The sequence below is a fragment of the Streptomyces sp. NPDC087845 genome (assembly GCF_044742755.1).
In the GTDB taxonomy this organism is placed as follows: Bacteria; Actinomycetota; Actinomycetes; order Streptomycetales; family Streptomycetaceae; genus Streptomyces.
The window spans coordinates 374445-391369 of sequence record NZ_JBIUVC010000009.1 but is presented as its reverse complement, the minus strand read 5'-3'; the positions used below and the strand labels follow the sequence as shown (position 1 = coordinate 391369).

General features: G+C 70.0%; 14 protein-coding genes and 1 pseudogene. 8 read left to right on the top strand and 7 right to left on the bottom strand.

Annotation, left to right across the window (positions count from 1 at the left end; all coding sequences use genetic code 11):
- Positions 1-13 precede the first annotated feature (13 nt).
- From ACIOMQ_RS24545 to ACIOMQ_RS24525, 5 genes are all read left to right on the top strand, one after another.
- The gene (locus tag ACIOMQ_RS24545) at positions 14-1153 is read left to right on the top strand and encodes a M20/M25/M40 family metallo-hydrolase (RefSeq protein WP_401989117.1); all 1140 of its coding nucleotides are present in this window, start codon (positions 14-16) and stop codon (positions 1151-1153) included.
- 14 nt (positions 1154-1167) lie between these two features.
- Positions 1168-2067: a GNAT family N-acetyltransferase gene (locus ACIOMQ_RS24540; protein ID WP_401756053.1), complete on the top strand. Its 900-nt coding sequence runs from the start codon at positions 1168-1170 to the stop codon at positions 2065-2067.
- On the top strand, positions 2064-3170 hold the full coding sequence (gene menC, locus ACIOMQ_RS24535; RefSeq protein WP_401756055.1) for an o-succinylbenzoate synthase: 1107 nt from the start codon (positions 2064-2066) through the stop codon (positions 3168-3170). The genes ACIOMQ_RS24540 and menC overlap by 4 nt, the downstream gene beginning before the upstream one ends.
- A 133-nt stretch (positions 3171-3303) precedes the next feature.
- A complete protein-coding gene (locus tag ACIOMQ_RS24530) occupies positions 3304-3468 on the top strand; it encodes a hypothetical protein (protein WP_401756058.1) in 165 nt (54 codons plus the stop codon).
- A complete protein-coding gene (locus ACIOMQ_RS24525) occupies positions 3465-3698 on the top strand; it encodes a hypothetical protein (protein ID WP_402190310.1) in 234 nt (77 codons plus the stop codon). Before ACIOMQ_RS24530 ends, ACIOMQ_RS24525 begins: the two co-directional genes overlap by 4 nt.
- Positions 3699-3774: 76 nt before the next feature.
- Here the strand turns inward: ACIOMQ_RS24525 and ACIOMQ_RS24520 are convergent, their stop codons facing one another.
- From ACIOMQ_RS24520 to ACIOMQ_RS24510, 3 genes and pseudogenes are all read right to left on the bottom strand, one after another.
- A complete protein-coding gene (locus ACIOMQ_RS24520; protein WP_362196991.1) occupies positions 3775-5370 on the bottom strand; it encodes a helix-turn-helix domain-containing protein in 1596 nt (531 codons plus the stop codon).
- A 412-nt stretch (positions 5371-5782) separates the two neighbouring features.
- Positions 5783-6055, bottom strand: a pseudogene (locus ACIOMQ_RS24515) (transferase); the annotation flags it as partial.
- On the bottom strand, positions 5958-7034 hold the full coding sequence (locus ACIOMQ_RS24510) for a GNAT family N-acetyltransferase (protein ID WP_402190308.1): 1077 nt from the start codon (positions 7032-7034) through the stop codon (positions 5958-5960). The gene ACIOMQ_RS24510 and the pseudogene ACIOMQ_RS24515, both read right to left, overlap by 98 nt.
- A 432-nt stretch (positions 7035-7466) precedes the next feature.
- Between ACIOMQ_RS24510 and ACIOMQ_RS24505 the strand changes: the two genes are divergently transcribed.
- Positions 7467-9092, top strand: coding sequence for a flavin-containing monooxygenase (locus ACIOMQ_RS24505; RefSeq protein WP_401265963.1), 1626 nt, complete (start codon positions 7467-7469; stop codon positions 9090-9092).
- Positions 9093-9165: 73 nt separating this feature from the next.
- Positions 9166-9618 carry a hypothetical protein gene (locus ACIOMQ_RS24500; protein WP_362196982.1) on the top strand — a complete coding sequence of 151 codons (453 nt, stop codon included), beginning with the start codon at positions 9166-9168 and terminating at the stop codon, positions 9616-9618.
- A gap of 389 nt (positions 9619-10007) precedes the next feature.
- On the opposite strand, the gene ACIOMQ_RS24495 is transcribed toward ACIOMQ_RS24500, so the two are convergent.
- From ACIOMQ_RS24495 to ACIOMQ_RS24480, 4 genes are all read right to left on the bottom strand, one after another.
- A complete protein-coding gene (locus ACIOMQ_RS24495; RefSeq protein WP_362196979.1) occupies positions 10008-10913 on the bottom strand; it encodes a PaaX family transcriptional regulator C-terminal domain-containing protein in 906 nt (301 codons plus the stop codon).
- Positions 10914-11410: 497 nt separating this feature from the next.
- The gene (locus ACIOMQ_RS24490; RefSeq protein WP_402190305.1) at positions 11411-13717 is read right to left on the bottom strand and encodes a M20/M25/M40 family metallo-hydrolase; all 2307 of its coding nucleotides are present in this window, start codon (positions 13715-13717) and stop codon (positions 11411-11413) included.
- A gap of 235 nt (positions 13718-13952) precedes the next feature.
- The gene (locus ACIOMQ_RS24485; RefSeq protein WP_401989104.1) at positions 13953-14708 is read right to left on the bottom strand and encodes an alpha/beta fold hydrolase; all 756 of its coding nucleotides are present in this window, start codon (positions 14706-14708) and stop codon (positions 13953-13955) included.
- A 115-nt stretch (positions 14709-14823) separates the two neighbouring features.
- Positions 14824-16050 carry a saccharopine dehydrogenase NADP-binding domain-containing protein gene (locus ACIOMQ_RS24480; protein ID WP_362196970.1) on the bottom strand — a complete coding sequence of 409 codons (1227 nt, stop codon included), beginning with the start codon at positions 16048-16050 and terminating at the stop codon, positions 14824-14826.
- 81 nt (positions 16051-16131) lie between these two features.
- Here ACIOMQ_RS24480 and ACIOMQ_RS24475 point away from each other — a divergent pair, with 81 nt between their 5' ends.
- Entirely contained in the window at positions 16132-16758 is a 627-nt protein-coding gene (locus tag ACIOMQ_RS24475; protein ID WP_362196967.1) for a GNAT family N-acetyltransferase, read from the top strand.
- Positions 16759-16925 lie beyond the last annotated feature (167 nt).

The window sequence follows — 16925 nt, the reverse complement described above, 5'->3', positions numbered from 1 at the left end:
CGCGCTGCCGGAGATGCTCGCCGACATCGAGGCGCTCGTGACGTGCGAGTCGCCGTCCAGCGACCTGGCCGCGCTCGCCAGAAGCGCGGACAGGGTGGCACGGATCGGCGCACAGCGGCTCGGAGTGGCCCCGGAACGCATCGTCCTGGACGGGCGTACGCACCTGCGCTGGCGCCTTGGTGACGGGCCGCCCCGCGTGCTACTGCTCGGGCACCACGACACCGTATGGCCGACCGGGACGCTGACGACCCATCCGTTCGCGGTCGCCGACGGCGTGCTGAGCGGCCCGGGCTGCTTCGACATGAAGGCAGGTCTGGTGCTGGCGATGCACGCCGCGGCCCGCCTTCCCGACCCCTCGGGCGTGACGATTCTGATCACCGCCGACGAAGAGATCGGCTCGCCCAGCTCGCGGACGCTCATCGAGACCGAGGCCACCGGCCTGGCCGCGGCTCTGGTGCTTGAAGCGGCAGCCGACGGCGGCGCGCTCAAGACCGAGCGCAAGGGCGTCTCGCAGTACGAGGTGGCCGTCTCGGGCCGGGCCGCCCACGCCGGTCTGGAACCCGAGCGCGGCGTCAACGCCACTGTCGAGACGGCTCATCAGGTGCTGGCAGTGACCGCGCTCGCCGCCCCGGACCGGGGCACGACGGTCACACCGACGCTGATGTCGGCGGGTCTCACGTCGAACACCGTGCCGGCCACCGGGGAGTTCACGGTCGACGTGAGGGTCCGCGACGTCGCCGAGCAGCACCGGATCGACGCCGCGATGCGCGCCCTGCAGCCGACGCTGGACGGTGCGCGCGTGGAGATCACGGGCGGCCCGAACTGTCCGCCGCTGGCCGCGGAGGCGTCAGCAGCCCTGTACGCGCGCGCCGTGGCCGTGGCCGCCGACCTCGGACTGCCGCCACCAATCCGTGCCGCGGTGGGTGGCGGCTCGGACGGCAACTTCACCGCCGGCGTCGGCACACCCACGCTGGACGGGCTCGGCGCGGTGGGCGGCGGCGCCCACGCCGACGACGAGCATGTGCTGGTTGCCGAGTTGCCGGCCTGTGCCGCCCTGGTCGCTGCGCTCGTCGCGGGGTTGCTCGACGAGGCGTCGGCCGGTCCCTCCCCAGCGGGCCGATCACGACATTCCCGGACGAGGCCACGAGAATGAGAATGGAGCGAGTGGTGGATTTGTACAGTCTCCGCGCCGGTGCGGATCCGGGTGCTGATGCCGCGGTGAACGCGGCAGACCTGGCCGCGCGCGCAGCGGGCGTTCACGTCCGCGAGGTCGTCGAACTCGGTGAACTCGAAGCGGTGCACAGGCTTTACGACACGATCTGGCGCCCCGACCCGTCGAGCCCGCCGGTGACGTCCGAACTCCTGCGAGCCCTGGCCAAGGCTGGAAACTACGTCACCGGCGCCTTCGATGGCCCCCAGCTGGTGGGCGCGTGTGTCGGCTTCTTCCGCCCACCTGCGGAGGAGGCGATGCACAGCCACATCGCCGGGGTGTCCGCGGCGGTACACGGCCGGAGCGTCGGCTTCGCCCTCAAGCTGCACCAGCGCGCCTGGGCGATGACGCGTGGCGTCTCGGAGATCGCGTGGACCTTCGACCCACTCGTCAGCCGCAACGCGTACTTCAATCTGGCCAAACTCGCCGCCGGGGCCCCGGAGTACCTGACCAACTTCTACGGCGGCGTGCACGACGGCATCAACGGAGACGACGACACCGACCGGCTGCTCGTCCGGTGGTTCCTGCACACGCCCGAAGTGGCGGCCGCCTGCGCCGGAACAGTCCGGCCGTGCGACGCGGAGTCCGAACAGCGACGCGGAGCCGTGGTGGCGCTCGCCTGCTCCGACGACGGGTCGCCGGTGCCCGGCGTGCCGGATGGCGACACGCTGCTGGTGGCCGTGCCGCCGGACATCGCGTCGCTGCGCGCGGCAGAGCCCGAACGCGGCCGGGCGTGGCGCACCGCGGTACGTGAGGTGCTCACGGCAGCGATGGCGGATGGCCTCCACATCGCCGGGTTCGACAAATCCGGTTGGTACGTCCTCAAGCGCGACACAACAGAAGGGCAGCACGCATGAAACTGACCGGAGTGGAACTCCGCCGGATCCGCCTGCCACTCGTGGCACCGTTCCGTACCTCATTCGGCACCGAGACGGAGCGCGAAGCCCTGCTCCTGCGTGTGGTTGCCGACGAGGCGGAGGGCTGGGGCGAATGCGTCGCCACGGCCGATCCGCTGTACTCCTCCGAGTACGCCGACGCCGCGGTGGATGTACTGAGCCGCTTCCTCATTCCCGCCCTCGCGGCGCACGATCGGCTGAGCGCCAATGCCGTCGCACCCGCACTGGCCCGGTTTAAGGGTCACCGGATGGCCAAGGCGGCGCTGGAGACGGGCGTGCTCGACGCCGAACTGCGCGCCCTGGGACGGCCGCTGGCGCAGGAGCTCGGCGCCGCACATGACCGTGTCCCCTGCGGGGTCTCGGTCGGCATCATGTCCTCCATCGGCGAGCTCCTCGACGCCGTCGGCGGCTACCTCGATGAGGGATACGTCCGCATCAAGCTGAAGATCGAACCCGGATGGGACATCGAACCGGTACGTGCGGTACGCGAGCGGTTCGGCGACGACGTGCTGCTGCAGGTCGACGCGAACACGGCGTACACACGCGCCGATGCACGCCATCTCGCAAGGCTCGACCCCTTCGACCTGCTGCTGATCGAGCAGCCGCTCGACGAAGAAGACATCCTCGGCCACGCCGGGCTGGCCAAAGATGTCCGCACGCCCATCTGCCTGGACGAGTCCATCACATCGGCCCGCGCAGCTGCTGACGCGATCAGGCTTGGCGCGTGTTCGATCGTCAACGTCAAGCCCGGACGCGTCGGTGGGTACCTCGAGGCTCGCCGCATCCACGATGTCTGCGTCGCTCACGGCGTGCCGGTGTGGTGCGGTGGGATGCTGGAGACCGGTCTGGGCCGGGCGGCGAACATCGCACTGGCAGCACTGCCCGGCTTCACACTGCCCGGCGACACATCCGCCTCGGACCGCTACTACCGAACGGACATCACCACCCCGTTCGTCCTGAGCGACGGCCACCTTCCGGTGCCGACAGGCCCCGGTATCGGCGTCATGCCCCTCGCCGACGAGCTGAAGGCAGTCACCACCAGTACCCAGTGGCTGCCTCTATAGGCCGCTGGACGCCAGGTTGCCGAGCGTCGACGTCAGCACAACGCCCTCTGTTGATCCGGGCTTCGCCCCTGGAAAAGGACTGGCGGGTGCTGACGCTCGCGCTCGGCAAGAGGCTGGGGCGCCCCGGCGGTCGGTGTACTCCTGGACCGAGCGCCAGCACACCGCCGTCACCAGGGAGAAGATCACCGCGCAGGTGATCCGTACCCCGGCGCAGGAGATGATGGTCCTCAACGAGTACCTCGCGGAGTCGACAAGCTCCGTGCGGCCCGCTCTCGCGAGCAGGAACGTCCCGAAGTGATCTCCAGCATGCCCGGCATCGGCCCGCTGCCGGGCGCGGAGTTCCTCGCCGCCACCGCCGGCGTCATGAGCCGATACGGCACCGCCGACCGCCGCCGGCACTACCACCGCGGCCTGCAACGCGTCTCCACGCTCCGCGATCATCCGCAACTGCGGCGCTTCTACGAGCGCAAGCGCGCCGAGGTACGCGGCGCACCCAGGCTGTTCTCGCGCCGGCTCGGCGGCGGGTGATCGTCCTGTGGAACCTGATCCGCGTCGGACGGTGCTTACGTCGTGAACTCCCGGCCACAGGTGCGGCTTGACGGCGTCATTGTGTGGTGAACCGGTCGCTGATCCGGAGCTGGATCCAGAGCAGGAGGCGCTCATCCTGGTCGGCAAGGCTGAACCGGAAGATTTCCTCGGCGCGCGTGATCCGGTATCGGCATGTGTTCGGATGCACGTTGAGCCGGCGGGCGGCGGCGGCGATGTCGCTGTTGGCGTCCAGGTACGTGAGCAGCGTTCTGGCGTAGGCCGTAGCGTGCTCGCGGTCGTAGACCCGGATGGCAGGTCCCAGCCCTTGCCTCATCCGGGGATTGCCGGCGAGGTCCTCGGTCAGCTCCAGAAGGGTCGCGCTCGCCCGGACCTCGTCGATCGTGGCGACGGAGGGCATGTCGGGCTCGGCCGGCCGCTCAGCGAGGACCTTGAGCACCACATCGGCATCCTGGCGTGAGCGGGCCGCCAGGTGCAGTCCGGCGACGTGGGAACCGAGTGCGGCATGGATGGGAATCCGGAGGGCCAGCATCGCCCGCCGGGCGATGTTGGCCACGAAGTCGTGGTACGACTGCCCGGCAGGCTCCGTTGGCAACAGCGCGTAGACGGTCCCTTCGATCAGCGCGCACCCGTGCCGCCCGTAATGCGCCTCGACGTACACGCTGACGAGGTCCGCCAGCCGCGTGGCCGCCTGCGCGGTGGCGATGCCATCGCCGTCGCGGGGCACAACGACGAAGGCGGCCACGGCCACGGAGACGTCCGGGTTCAGGCTGAGCTGCGGCGCCACGATGTTGACGGCAGCCGGGTCGGCCAGCAGCCGTCGGAGCACATCGGCGCGCTGGCTGCGGGCGACATCAGCGGCTGTACGGGCCGCCAGCAGGTGCAACGCGGCGGTCGCCGCGGCCTGCGAGAGGGCTTGCGCGGCATCGTGGTCGAGAGTGCCGGCGTCGACCACCCAGATCGACCCGAGCAGTTCGCTCCCGGCGTGCACACTGACGGCCAGGCGAGGCAGGCCGCTCGGGTCGGTGAACCTCTGCACCAACGTGGTGCCGTGCACCTCGCGGTATAGCGCACCGTTCGCCGGGAGTTCGGGTACCTGCAGGCCGAGAATGCCCTGTCGTCGGTCTTCATCGATCGGCTGGTCGGGCAGGGTGGAGTACGCCAGGATTCGCTGGCGCGGGTCTTCTATGGTCGTCGCGCCGCCAACCATGGCGGCGATCGCGTTGGCCAGGGCGAACAGGTCCCCGACGGCCGGCGCACCAGCCCCATGAACGGTGCGCCCGGTTTCTGCCAGAACGGAGGAGACCAGGGCATCAAGATGATGCCAGGCCATGTCCTCGTCCGCTGCCAGAAGCGAGATCCCTGTCTCCGATGCGGTGGCCACCAGCCGGCCGGCCGACTCGCCGTAGCGCTTGATGACCAAGCATGTGTAACCTGCCAGCGCCGCTTGCCCGAGCAACTCGCCGGCCTCGACGCTCGTCGGCCGCACGCCCACAGCGAAGAGCATGGCGTTTCGCATCGGTGGCAGCGGCGCACGCGGTTCGTGGATCAGCGCGCCGGACACCGGTACATCGGCTCCGTCCTGCGCAGTCAGAAGGTGCAGCGGCGCCGGTCCCAGCGCTTCGAGGATTTGCCTGAGCACCGATACCTTCATCCGAAGATGCACTCCCTATGTGGCTTGCTTCCCAATATTTCGTCCGGAACCTCTGGCTGCGGCCCGGCCGGAGCCAGACGCTCCTGCTTGGCCGACCCCAGTCGAAGCAGGGCAGCACCTTGCCGGCTGCGGCCCAAGACACCTTCGCGCTCACCTGAACCGCTCGTGACGCGCCACTATTTGAACGGTGCGCAAGAGGCTCACCGTGCCCGTCGGCGGCGAGCGAGCTCGGCCCCGACGACGGGGGCGCCATTGTCCACGGAGAGATGGGCATCGGCTGCGGCGGCAGACCGGCCCTCGCGCCGTGATCAAGAACCCTGCAAGTCTTCTTGGCTTGAGGCGGTGTGCCGCAACAACCGCTGAGCTGGCCGGCGTTGTGAGTATCTCGGCGGTGTCCAGGGGTGGCACGAGTATCGAAGGGAGCCTGTTGCTCAAGTAGCCGCCAGTCCCCGGTGAGAACGCTGACGCGCTCGTCGCCCGCGGGAACACCGGCCGGTCGACGGGCCAGGTCCTCGTCACGTTTTACGGTGACCGGGCGTGCACCGGCGCCAAGACCACTGGGCAGCCAGGTGGTGCTTGCTCCCGCGCTAGAAGGTCTTGACCAGGCTGACCGAGCGTCGGACCGTGTGGAAGCCGAGCCGCTCGTAGAAGCCGACGGCTCCGGTGAGGCTCTCGAAGTCGACATTGAGAAGTGCCCTCTCGAAGCCGGCGTCACGGTACGCGCGCAGGACCCGGGTGAGGAGGGCGCCGGCGAGCCCCCGACCGCGCAACCCGGGCAGCGTGCCCACCTTCCCTGCATAGCCGAAGGAGTATCCCTGTGGCTTCCAGTCCTCTTTGCCGACCGTGCTGGTGACGAAGGCGACAACCTGATCGACCCCGTCCGCATCGGGAGCGACTGCGACGAGCGAGAGGTCCGGCCGGGACGCCTCCAGCTTGTCGCCCGCTTCCCACTCCGTGGCGGTGACGGGCTGGGATCCCCAGTGGTCGCGGAACGCGGCGTTGAAGGCCAGCCGCGTCGACTCCGTCCACTGCGGCCCGTAGACCTCCACCCGTACTGCGGCGTCGAGCGGGATCTCGGGGATTGGATCGGCGAGGTCGCGGTCGAGCTCCAGCCACCACCGCGCCGTCTCGTAGCCGTGGGCGCGCAGTAGGCCAATGGTTGCTGTGGTGTTCTCCTCGGCGCCCGAGACGAGCCAGCCGGGGAGCGTCTCGTCGGAGGTGGCGAGGTGCCGCAGCCCGCGGGCTTCCTGCCAGGCGAGGAGTGCAGTGCCGATTCCTTCTCCGCGCCGATCCGGGTGCACACAGCCGTCGAGCGAGACCCACACCAGGGTCTCCCGCCCCTCGGCCGGGATCGCGGAACCATAGGCGATGGCACGACCGGAAGGGTCGAGCGCGAGCACCACGTCACGCTCGACCGTGACGTTCGGGGCATCGAATGTCAGCTCGACCTTGTCGCGAGTCACATGGTAGGTGGGGTGATCGACCCCACCTGCTCCACGCATGAGCTCGAGAAGGACCGGGATGTCGGCGCGGTTCGCCGGGCGCCAGCACAGATCGGCGCCGATCGCGGGAAGCGGGAGTTCGCGCGGTGCGCTGACCCGCTCGCGGAGCGGGGCGAGCCGAGTCGGCTCGGCCCCGGCTGAGTTGGAAGTGCTTTCCGTCACGCAGGAACCTTTCACGAATCGATCGATTGTATAGCGATCGTGGCAAGTGCGATAGGGGAGGGGGCGTGAGTTTATGCGGTGTCAGTAGGTGGATTTCGAACGTCTGTGTGATGCGGGCGACAGGGCTGGCCGGCTCTGCCGCACCCTCGGCGTTCGTCGGCGCATTTCACTTCGGCCGGGGGTGGGGGCAGTGGGTCCGTTGCCGGCGGCTGTCACCCGTCGCGCCGCGTGCCTTCGGTGCGGGTGCTCCGGTCGGCGCCTCGCCGGCCTGTCGTGCTGAAGCGGCAGTCCCTGTTGGTCCTCCCGGCTCCTGGGGCTGCTTCGAGGCGCTTGTCGGTCGACGGGGACCTCGGTAGCCAAACTCTCAAGATTGCTACGATCGAATGTAATACGATCGATGTGGAACTGAGCAATCACTGATGGAGGAAGATCATGGCCGACTCACCATGCGCGGACTCGGCGCAGCAGGGGACGAGGGAAGTGCCGCAGGCCCATGGCGCTGTGCAGGGGGACGCCGTGCGCGGGCGCCACGTATCCGTCGTCATCGTTGGCGCGGGATTCTCGGGGCTTGGTACGGCCATTCGACTGCTGCGGGAGGGCTACCGGGATGTGCTGATACTGGAGCGGGCCGACGAGGTCGGCGGCGCATGGCGGGACAACACCTATCCCGGGTGCGCCTGCGACGTTCCTTCGCGCCTGTACTCGTTCTCCTTCGCGCCCAACCCGATGTGGAGTCGGCGCTTCGCCCCGAGTGCGGAAATCGAGCAGTACTTGAGGCGCTGTGTCGACGAGTACAACCTGATGCCGAGTCTGCGGCTCGGCTGCGAACTGCAACGCGCAGCATGGGATCCTGAGCGGCAACGCTGGGACCTGCGGACCAGTGAGGGCCCGCTCACCGCCGGGCTGCTGGTCCTGGCACAAGGTCCGCTGTCGGAACCGGCCGTTCCTTCGTTGCCCGGACTTGACGGCTTCACCGGCGAGGAGTTCCACTCCGCCAGGTGGAGGCATGACCTGGATCTGAGCACCAAGAGGGTGGGAGTGATCGGCACCGGCGCGAGCGCCATCCAATTCGTCCCTCACCTACAGCGCACGGCCCGGCAGGTGACCGTCTTTCAGCGCACTCCGCCGTGGATTGCGCCGCGCCGTGATCGGCCCATCCCACAGTGGCAGCGACGCTTGTTCCAGCTGGCGCCGCCGGTGCAGCGACTGTCCCGCGGCTGGGAGTACGCGGCCCGGGAAGCCACATTGCCGGCGCTGCTCGGTAATCGCACCATGGCCGCCTTCGGTCGGCGCGAGGCGCTGGCCCATCTGGGCCGCCAGGTCGCGGACCCGGAGTTGAGGGCCAAGCTGACCCCGGACTACGCACTGGGCTGCAAGCGGGTCCTGCTGTCCGACGACTACTACCCGGCACTGGGCCGGCCCAATGTCGACGTGGTCACCGACCCGATCACGCGCATCGGGTCCGACGCGGTGTTCACCGCGCCCGCCAGTGCGGCGCGGGACGGAGAGGCCGACGCCCGGCACCCGGTGGACGTGCTGATCTACGGAACCGGGTTCCGGGTCACCGACGCCACCTACTCGCAGCACGTCATCGGCGCCGACGGACGGTCCCTGGACGAGGTCTGGCAAGGCAGCCCGCAGGCCCACCTGGGCACGACCGTCGCCGGATTCCCCAATCTCTTCCTGATGGCGGGCCCCAACACCGGAGTGGGGCACACCAGCCTCATCTACATGATCGAGTCACAGATCGACTACCTGCTCAGCTGCCTGCGGCTGATGCGCAGCCGAGGACTGGCTGCCGTGGAGGTGCGTGCCGAGGTCCAGCGTGTGTTCAACGCCGAACTGCAGAAGCGGATGGCCCCGACCGTATGGGCCGCGGGCGGCTGCGTCGGCTGGTACCAGGACCGCACCGGCCGCATCACCTCCATCTGGCCCGAGCCGACATGGCGGTTCCGCCGACGTCTTCGAACTTTCGACCCGCGGCAGTACGAGCTGACCGTGGAGCGCGACGCCCCGCCCGCGCTTGCACCCGTCGGACCGGGCCGCACGGACTCCTGAGGGGTGGGTTTCCAAAACCGTGATGCATCCGCGTACCCGCAGTAGTCGGAGGATCCTGCTCAAGGAGGTGCTCGTGCCTGCCGCGCTGAGCCGTACCCCGGCCACCCGCCTCTTCGCTGCCGAAGCACTGAGCGCCGTAGCGTACTCAGTGCCCATGCTGCTGGTCACCACACCCGGCCACCTCAAAGTGCCCGACTGGGTCCAGTTACTGGGGCTCGGCCTGCTGCTCGCGATGCTCGGCGCCATTGTGCACACGTGGCGGCTGACCATCGCCGACGAGCTGGTACCCACCGGGCGAACGGAAAGAGAGGCCGGCGGAGTCGGCCGACGCCTGCGCGAACAGTTCAGAGCGGAGCGACGGCTGCGCCGACTGCTGGTCCTGTATCCGATCGTGCTCGTGATTCTGCTGCCCGTCCCCGACACCTGGACGACCTTCTGGTTCTGGTCCGCGCTGCTGGCCGCCGTATCCGGTCTGATCTCGCTCGGTCTGCTGCTGCGTGCCGCCGGCCGTCATGGGCGCCCGTGATCAACTCCGTTGGCAGGGGTGCGGAAGATCTCGTCGGTGTGCACGCCGTGGCAGTTGATCCGCACTGCGCCCGTGTTGATGCCCCGGGCCGGCCGGGCGCCGGCCGGCGGGTCATGGCTCCGGTGCGGGTACGCCAAGCCGAAGGCCTGGCTCGCGAGTGCGTGCTGTGGCGAGGGCCGTGGTCTTCCCGGTCGTGCGAAACGGACGTGGCCGCTGCTCGCCCTGGGGTCTCTTCCGAGCGGCCGGGTCGCCCCACCTGGTGGGGACGGAGACGTCCACCGCTGGCCTGCTGAACGGCGCCGTCGAACCCGGTCGGCGCGCCGGCCCGAGGCCGCGGCCGAGCGTGGGAGAGGACGCCTGGCACCAGTCTCCCGCTCACCGATACGCACTCAAGCGTCGGCGATCTGCCTGACTGCTTCGCCGTAGAGGCGAAAGAGGCGGCCGTGCTGCTCTTCCGCTGCGCCGACCTTTTCGAGCCGGTCCAGGAGCTCCCAGCACCGTGCGACGAGCCGGCGTGCTTCGGTCCCCGGCCAGGGCTGGGGGAGCAGTTCGGGCGGCAGAAGAGGGTCGGGCTCCATGGCGCGGGTGAATTCGGCGGCCAGTTCGACCGCGATGGTCAGTTGCTGAGGAGCGGAGAGGCCGGCTTCGTCCTGGAGTTGGCGCAGGCGCGGCTCGGTCACGGAGGCGAGTCGCCGATAGCGATCGGCGATCTCGTCCCGCGGCCACAGGGTGCGGGCAAGCACAGCCGGATCGCGCACCTCGCCCTGGCGCAGGTCGTCGGTGGTCAGGAGGGTGAGGCGGTCGAGGATGCCGAGCCGGCGAGCCTCGTCCTCGACGTAGGGTTCCCAGGCGTTGGCGCTGACGTACAGGCCGCCTTGGACGGGGGCGCCGCCGAGCCGGGTGAGTGCGGTGCGCAGTGTGTCGCGCGCCGTGCGAGTGGCTTCGGGCACAGCGAATGCGACCAGGTGCCAGGTGCCGTCCCAGGGGGCGAGGCCCGCGTCCTGCCGGAAGGCGTGCGTGACGAACTCGACGTCGGGCCCCAGAGCCTGCTTGGTGGCGCCGGTTGCCCGCAGCAGTGCTTTGCGCCCTCTGCCTTCCTGGATGAAGCGTCCCTCGGTTACCAGCCGCTTGATGCACAGACGCACCTGCTGGTCGGTCATGCCGAGCAGGGCGGCGGCGGCGTAGAGCTCGCCGGCGTCGACGGTGTGGTCGGTACGGATCAGTGCCTCGACGAGCATGCGGGTGGGGACCTGGACGGGTGCTGTCGGCGTGTGGAGCGAATCGGTCTCGGTCATGAAGTGGTGGGCCTTTCTGGTACGTCAAGGGGGCGGCGCTTCGTGGTGACCGAGCCGAACCTCAGCAGGTCGCGCGACCAAGGGGTGTGCTCGGTACGCACGAGACGGTAACCGAGCCATTCGTACAGTGTCCTGGCGCGGGGGTTCACGTCGATCACGTCCAGTCCGGTCTCCCGGCGGCAGTGCTCCGCCGCCGGAGCGGCCACCTCCTGCGGGAGGGGCTGCAGACGTCCTTGCCCCCGGCTGTGGGCGGTTGGCGAGGTGAACCCGGTCGGTCTCGCGCAGATGCGCGGGACGGAGGATGGGGCGGTACCACCGTGGTGACCGGTGGTACCGCCCCGTGCCGGACCTGCGCGTGGCGCCCGTTGCGTCGCGTCGCGCGGTCCGCTCGCTGATGGCGACGATCTGGCGTGCCTTTCCGGCTTCGTCCGAACCGGAGTGTCGCGGCGGTCGCTGGAACGGATGGTTCCGTGAGGCGGGCCTTTCGTGTGGTGCGGTCAGAGCCGGAAGGTCCGTACGACGAAGGTCTGTCCGGCGACCGACGGCCAGCCCGCCCAGCTCTGGTCCGCGGTCAGGGCGGGCGCGTCGGCCCCGTCCGGCAGGCCGACCGCGGTGGATACCACGCGGAGCGGCAGGGGGCCCTTGCCGCGGGTGCGGATGGTGACGTCGATGCCGTCGGCGGGCGGGGCGGCGTAGCTGAAGCTCCAGCCCCAGTCGCCCTCCGGGTGCTCGGGTCCGCCGGTGAGCTTCGCGCCCTCGACGGTGGCGTCGAGGATCTCGTGGTTGTCGGTGCCGGCGTGGACGTCGATGCTGTGGGCGCCGGCGGGGGCCTGGATACGGACCCGGATCGTGCGTACGCCGTCGGCCTCGGTGGTTGAGGCGTTCACGGTACGCGGGACGTCCAGGGGGGCGGCCTCGGCCGCTCCGTGGGCGAGCGCGACATCGCCCAGCGGGGGGATGCTGCCGTCATAGCGGGTCGGCTCACCGGTGAGGAGCTTGCCGACGGCGGGCTGGGAGGTGTCGCCGAGGCTGACCCAGGTGGCCTTGCCCGTGTCGGACTCCAGCACGTACCCGAGGCTGACCGGCCGGGGCTCGTCGGCGCTGTAGCCGTCGAGGGCCGTGCCCACGCCCAGCGTGCCCGCGCCCGCCACCGCCACCGCGAGCACCCCGGCGACGACTGCCCGGCGCGGGGGAAGCGGCTCCAGCAGGCTAGGCAACAACGCTGCGAGCAGCGCCGCGAGGACCAGCGGAGCGGCGGTGAGCGTCAGTCCCAGGGCGGGCAGCAGCAGAAGCACGACCGGCAGGACGAGTGCCACCGCCGGTACGGCGGTCACCGCTGCGGCCGCCGCCCGCCACGGGGAGTGCTCAGGCAGGAGTCCCAGTGTCATGGCGACGACGGCCAGTCCGGTCAGCGCCGGCCAGGTGAAGAGGTAGGCGCCCCCGGGCAGCAGCACCGCGCAGACGACCGCGAGCAGTGCGAACCAGCCCAGCACGCCCACCACGATGTCCAGCGGCGTCGCCTTGCGGCGGGCCCAGCAGTACCAGGCGACGAGCAGCACCAGGAGCAGCAGCGCCTCGCCCCACGCGTACCGGCCGAGGTGGTACACACTGCCTTCACCGAGCGCGAAGTCCGGTCGGGCCAGGCTGAGCGCCCACCACCCTGCCAGGCCGATCACCGCCGCACCGATCAGTGTGAGCGGGAAGGCCGCGGCGGCCCGTCCGGCCGCGCGGGGCGACAGCCCTCGGCGTCGGCCGAACCACAGCAGCAGGGGCACGCCCAGGGCGGCCACCACGGCGAGCGGCAGGACCAGCCATGCCGGGTAGGACACGACTGTGCCGAACAGGGAGAAGTACGTGGCGTCGGAACCGCTCTGCGCGAGGTCCGCGCCGCCGAGCCGGCGGACCGCTCCGAGCGCCGCGTCTCCCATGTCCTGCACGCTCGCCCGGTCGAGCCGGTCGATGCTGTCGTGGGCGGTGTGGTAGTGCGCGGAGCCGTCCATGAAGGCGAAGTTGAGACCGCGCATGCCGGCCTCGTCGAAGACCGTCAGGTCGGTGTCGTTGGGCAGTTGGTCGTAGACCGCGGCGGAGAACGACGTGGTGAGTGCTCCGGAGGCCCGCACGGCGGGGGTGAGGCCGGTGCCCGCCATCTGGAACATCATGACGGGCCCGGAGGGGCCCCGGCCCTCCATGTTCACCACGACGGTCTGCCGGGGGGCGGCGGCCCGGCGCGTGCCGGCCTCCGCGTCGACGAAAGCCTGCGCGCCGAGCAACCCTTGTTCCTCGCCGTCGGTGAACAGGATCTCGATGTCGTTGCGCAGCTGCGGTCCGGCCTTGAGGACGCGGGCGATCTCCAGGATCGCGGCGACGTTGGAGCCGTCGTCGGCGGCGCCCGGGGCGATCGGCACGGAGTCGTAGTGGGCGACGACGAGGATCCGGCCGGTGGGCTTCCTGCCGGGGATCGTGGCGTGGATGTTGGAGACGGATCCGACGACGGCCGGGTAGTCGTCGGTGTGGGAGGGGGCGACCCGGGTCTGGACCTCCGGCCGCAGACCCAGCTTCCGCAACTCACCGACGAGATACTCCCGTACGTCCGACTGTGCGGCCGAGCCCACCGGGTGCGGGACCTTCGCGATGCCGTCGAGCCGGGCAACGGCACGGGTCGCCGAGAAGTCGCCTGCCGGGGCGGACGCCGGCCGGGGTTCGGAGGTACGCAACGGCAGCGTGGCCACAACAGCGGTGAGGATCAGCAGCAGCAGGACGGCCAGAGCCGGTATCCGGCTGCGTATCTTGGTCAGGACCTGCACAGATGTACCTCATTGCGGGAGTGGGGATAGGGGTGGGGGTGGGAGCACGGTGCCGGTGCGCGCCGGGCTGCCACGTCGAACGCGATGAGTAGCTGCTCGGCGGCGGGGCGCCCACCGGCGTGGTCGCCCAGCCGGAACCGGTCGGTGTCCGGGAGCATCTCGGAGACGGTGAAGCTGCCCGAACCGGTCTCGGCGGTCCTGCGACCTCAGTGACATCGGCGTCCTGGTTCGGATCCTATGGACCGTCCCAGAACGAGCGGAGCAGGACGGCGAGCTCGTCGACACGCTCGATCTGCGGCATGTGGCCGGTTCGGGAGAACAGGTGGGTGCGCGCCCGGGGAAGAGCGGCAGCGGCGTTGACAAGGTGGGTGGCCGGCAGGATCCGGTCGTGGGTGCCCCAGGCGACGAGCGTGGGGATGTCGAGCGCCGAGACCTCGGTGAGCAGCTCCTTGCGCCAGCCGCGGCGTACGCCGCGCCACGAACCCAGGGCGTGGGCCTGGCGCTGGAACGCTCGTGCCGCCCCTTCGCGGCGGGAGAGCGCGAGTGCCAGAGCGACCCGTTCGGGTGTGGCGAAGGCCGGATCGTGGAAGACGGAGCGCTCCGACAGCAGCGCGCTGTCCTCATGGGGACGCAGTAGGAGCCGCCAGAGCAGCGGAAGGTCGAGGATGCGCAGGGTCCAGGTGACCTCGCGGCCGAACCCGGCGCTGTCGAGCAGTGCCAATGACGCCACCCGCGCGGGGGCATTGGCGGCGAGCCGCATCGCGACAGCGCCGCCCAGTGAATTGCCCACCACATGCGCGCCCGAGGGAACCCCGAGCGCCTCCAGGGTCCCTTCGACGTGCCTGGCCAGTGATGTGAGGCGGCAGTCCGGCAGGGCCTGCGACTGCCCGAAGCCCGCGAGGTCGACGGCGATCAGCCGGTGGTCGGGCAGAGCGGCCCGCAGCGGCTCCCAGTCCTCCAGGCTGCGGCCCAGTCCATGCAGCAGGATCACAGGTGGACCAGTGCCCGTCGCGGCGTAACGGACGCGACGTCCCCCGACTTCGACGAACTCTGCCGGCTGCACGCCGACTTCTGGTTCCAGCGATTGCACTGGGCAACTCCTCGTTTCAGCGGGTTGGGGTGATGTCGGTGATCACGCCGTCGTGGGGGGCGTGGTTGGGGTCGGAGAGGTGGGGCACGTGGCGGGCCAGGTCGAGGAAGAATCGTTCGGGTTCGATGACGGTCTCGGGTGGATGAACGCCGGGTCGGCCTCCGGTGCCGTTGAGCAGTTGAGCGAGCCCGAGGGCCAGGGGGATGCCGGTCGCTTCCGCCATGTCGTTGATCAGTGCCGACATACCGGATGTCTCGGCGAGCCTGGTCAGGACGGTGACCGGGCGGCCGTTGCTGGTGCCCGTGGCCGCGGCGAAGAACGGCGGCAGCGATTGGGGGCCCTTGAGGCCCATGGTGCCTACCGCGGCCCGCAGGCCGCGCGACAGTGAGGGTTTGGCCAGGTCGGCGGCGGCGGTCTCGTTGGTGAGTTTGCCGGCGTCGATGTCGCGGCGCAGGACGTCCAGGTAGGCCAGTGTGCCTGGGGTGATGACCATGAGGTTGGCGGCTTCGCCGGTCGGGCGGTAGCTGCGGTGGAGGGTGACCGGCTCGGGGTGTCCGACGGTGTAGGCCGTTCCGGAGTGTTCGGCGGAGAGGGTCAGTGTGACCGGAAGGAGTGGTTGTCGGTGGACGAGTTGTCCGTCGCTGACCACGGCTACTTTTCCGCTGATCTGCTCCATCCAGTGCACGGCGGCGGCGCTGGGGCGTCCGTCGGGGTCGAGTATTTGCTCGTCGTCCTGCTCGCTGCCGGAGACGTCGACGGGCCATGCGGTGTAGAGGTCCTGGATGTGGTCCAGGTGTTGGACGGCGCGTGCGGCCAGCAGGTTGCTGACTCCGGGGCTGGCGCCCATGCCCACCACCGCGCAGACTCCGGCGGAGCGTGCTTTCTCGTCCAGGTCGAGCATCCGCAGGGTCGGCTCCCAGTCGTCGCAGATGTCCAGGTAGTGGGTACCGGTCGCGATCGCGGCGCGCAGCACGGTCAGGCCGAAGCGGTAGTACGGGCCGACGGTGTTGAGCACGACATCCGCATCAGCCAGTGCGGCCCGCAGGGCGGTGTCGTCGGTCACGTCCACCTGTAGGGCCCGCAGGGGCGCGCCACCGGCACCGGCGAGGCGGCGTACCAGCCCCCGGGCCGCTTCGAGGCGTTTGTCAGCCACCACGATCTCGGTCACTTCGGGCAGCCCGGCCGCCACCCGCACCGCCACAGCCCCCATCGCGCCGGGTCCGCCGAGTGCCAGGATCCTCATCAGCTCACCTCTCTCTAGTTCGATACGATCGAATGCTATACGATCGGTTTAGATTCGAGCAATTACTGATGGAGGAGGAGCATGACCGACCCACAGTCCGCGGACTCGGCTCAGCGCGGGCCGGAGATCGACGACTGCCCGCCGGTGGATGCCTGCGCCCGTGTGCTGGCCGACGCCTTTGTCCGCGAGCCGGCGGTCTCCTGGATTTGCGGCAGTTCATCCGCCGCAAGGAGGCACTGGTTCGCCGCCACCCTGCGCGCCAATGCCGCCCTTCCCGGCTCTCGCCGCTACACCCTGACCGGGGATGGCGGCCGCCCCATCGCGGCCGCCGTCCTCACTCCGCCCGGGGCGGCACTTTCACTGGTTGCGCAGGCGCAGTGGGGGGCCCGTACGCTCGCGCGTTGCGGGTCCCGGGCCGTGCAACGGACCCTGCGCTATCTGCAGGTCACCGAAGCCGGTGCGCCCGAGGGGGCCTGGACGCTGGAGTTCATCGGGGTCGATCCCGGCGCGGCGGGCCGCGGTGCGGGGCGGCGGCTCCTCGACCGCCTGCTCGCCGACACGCCAGCCACGGCCGGGGTCTTCCTCACCACCGCAGACCCTGGCAATGTGGCGCTCTATCAGCACTTCGGGTTCGTCACCCTGAGGCACCTGTCCGTCGGACCACTGAATGTCGCGACCATGTTGAGAAGGCGTACAAGCAGTCCGTAGCCGTGCACAGTTCACAGGGCTCTCGATGCTCAATGGCCGGAGCCGCGCAAGGAACACCGTCCCCGGACGACCCGGCTGGATCCTTGCGAGCGGAACACCGACGGCTTCCTTCAGGCGGACCTGAACGCGCCACCCGAGCAGAAGCACATCGCGAAACGGATCTTCGA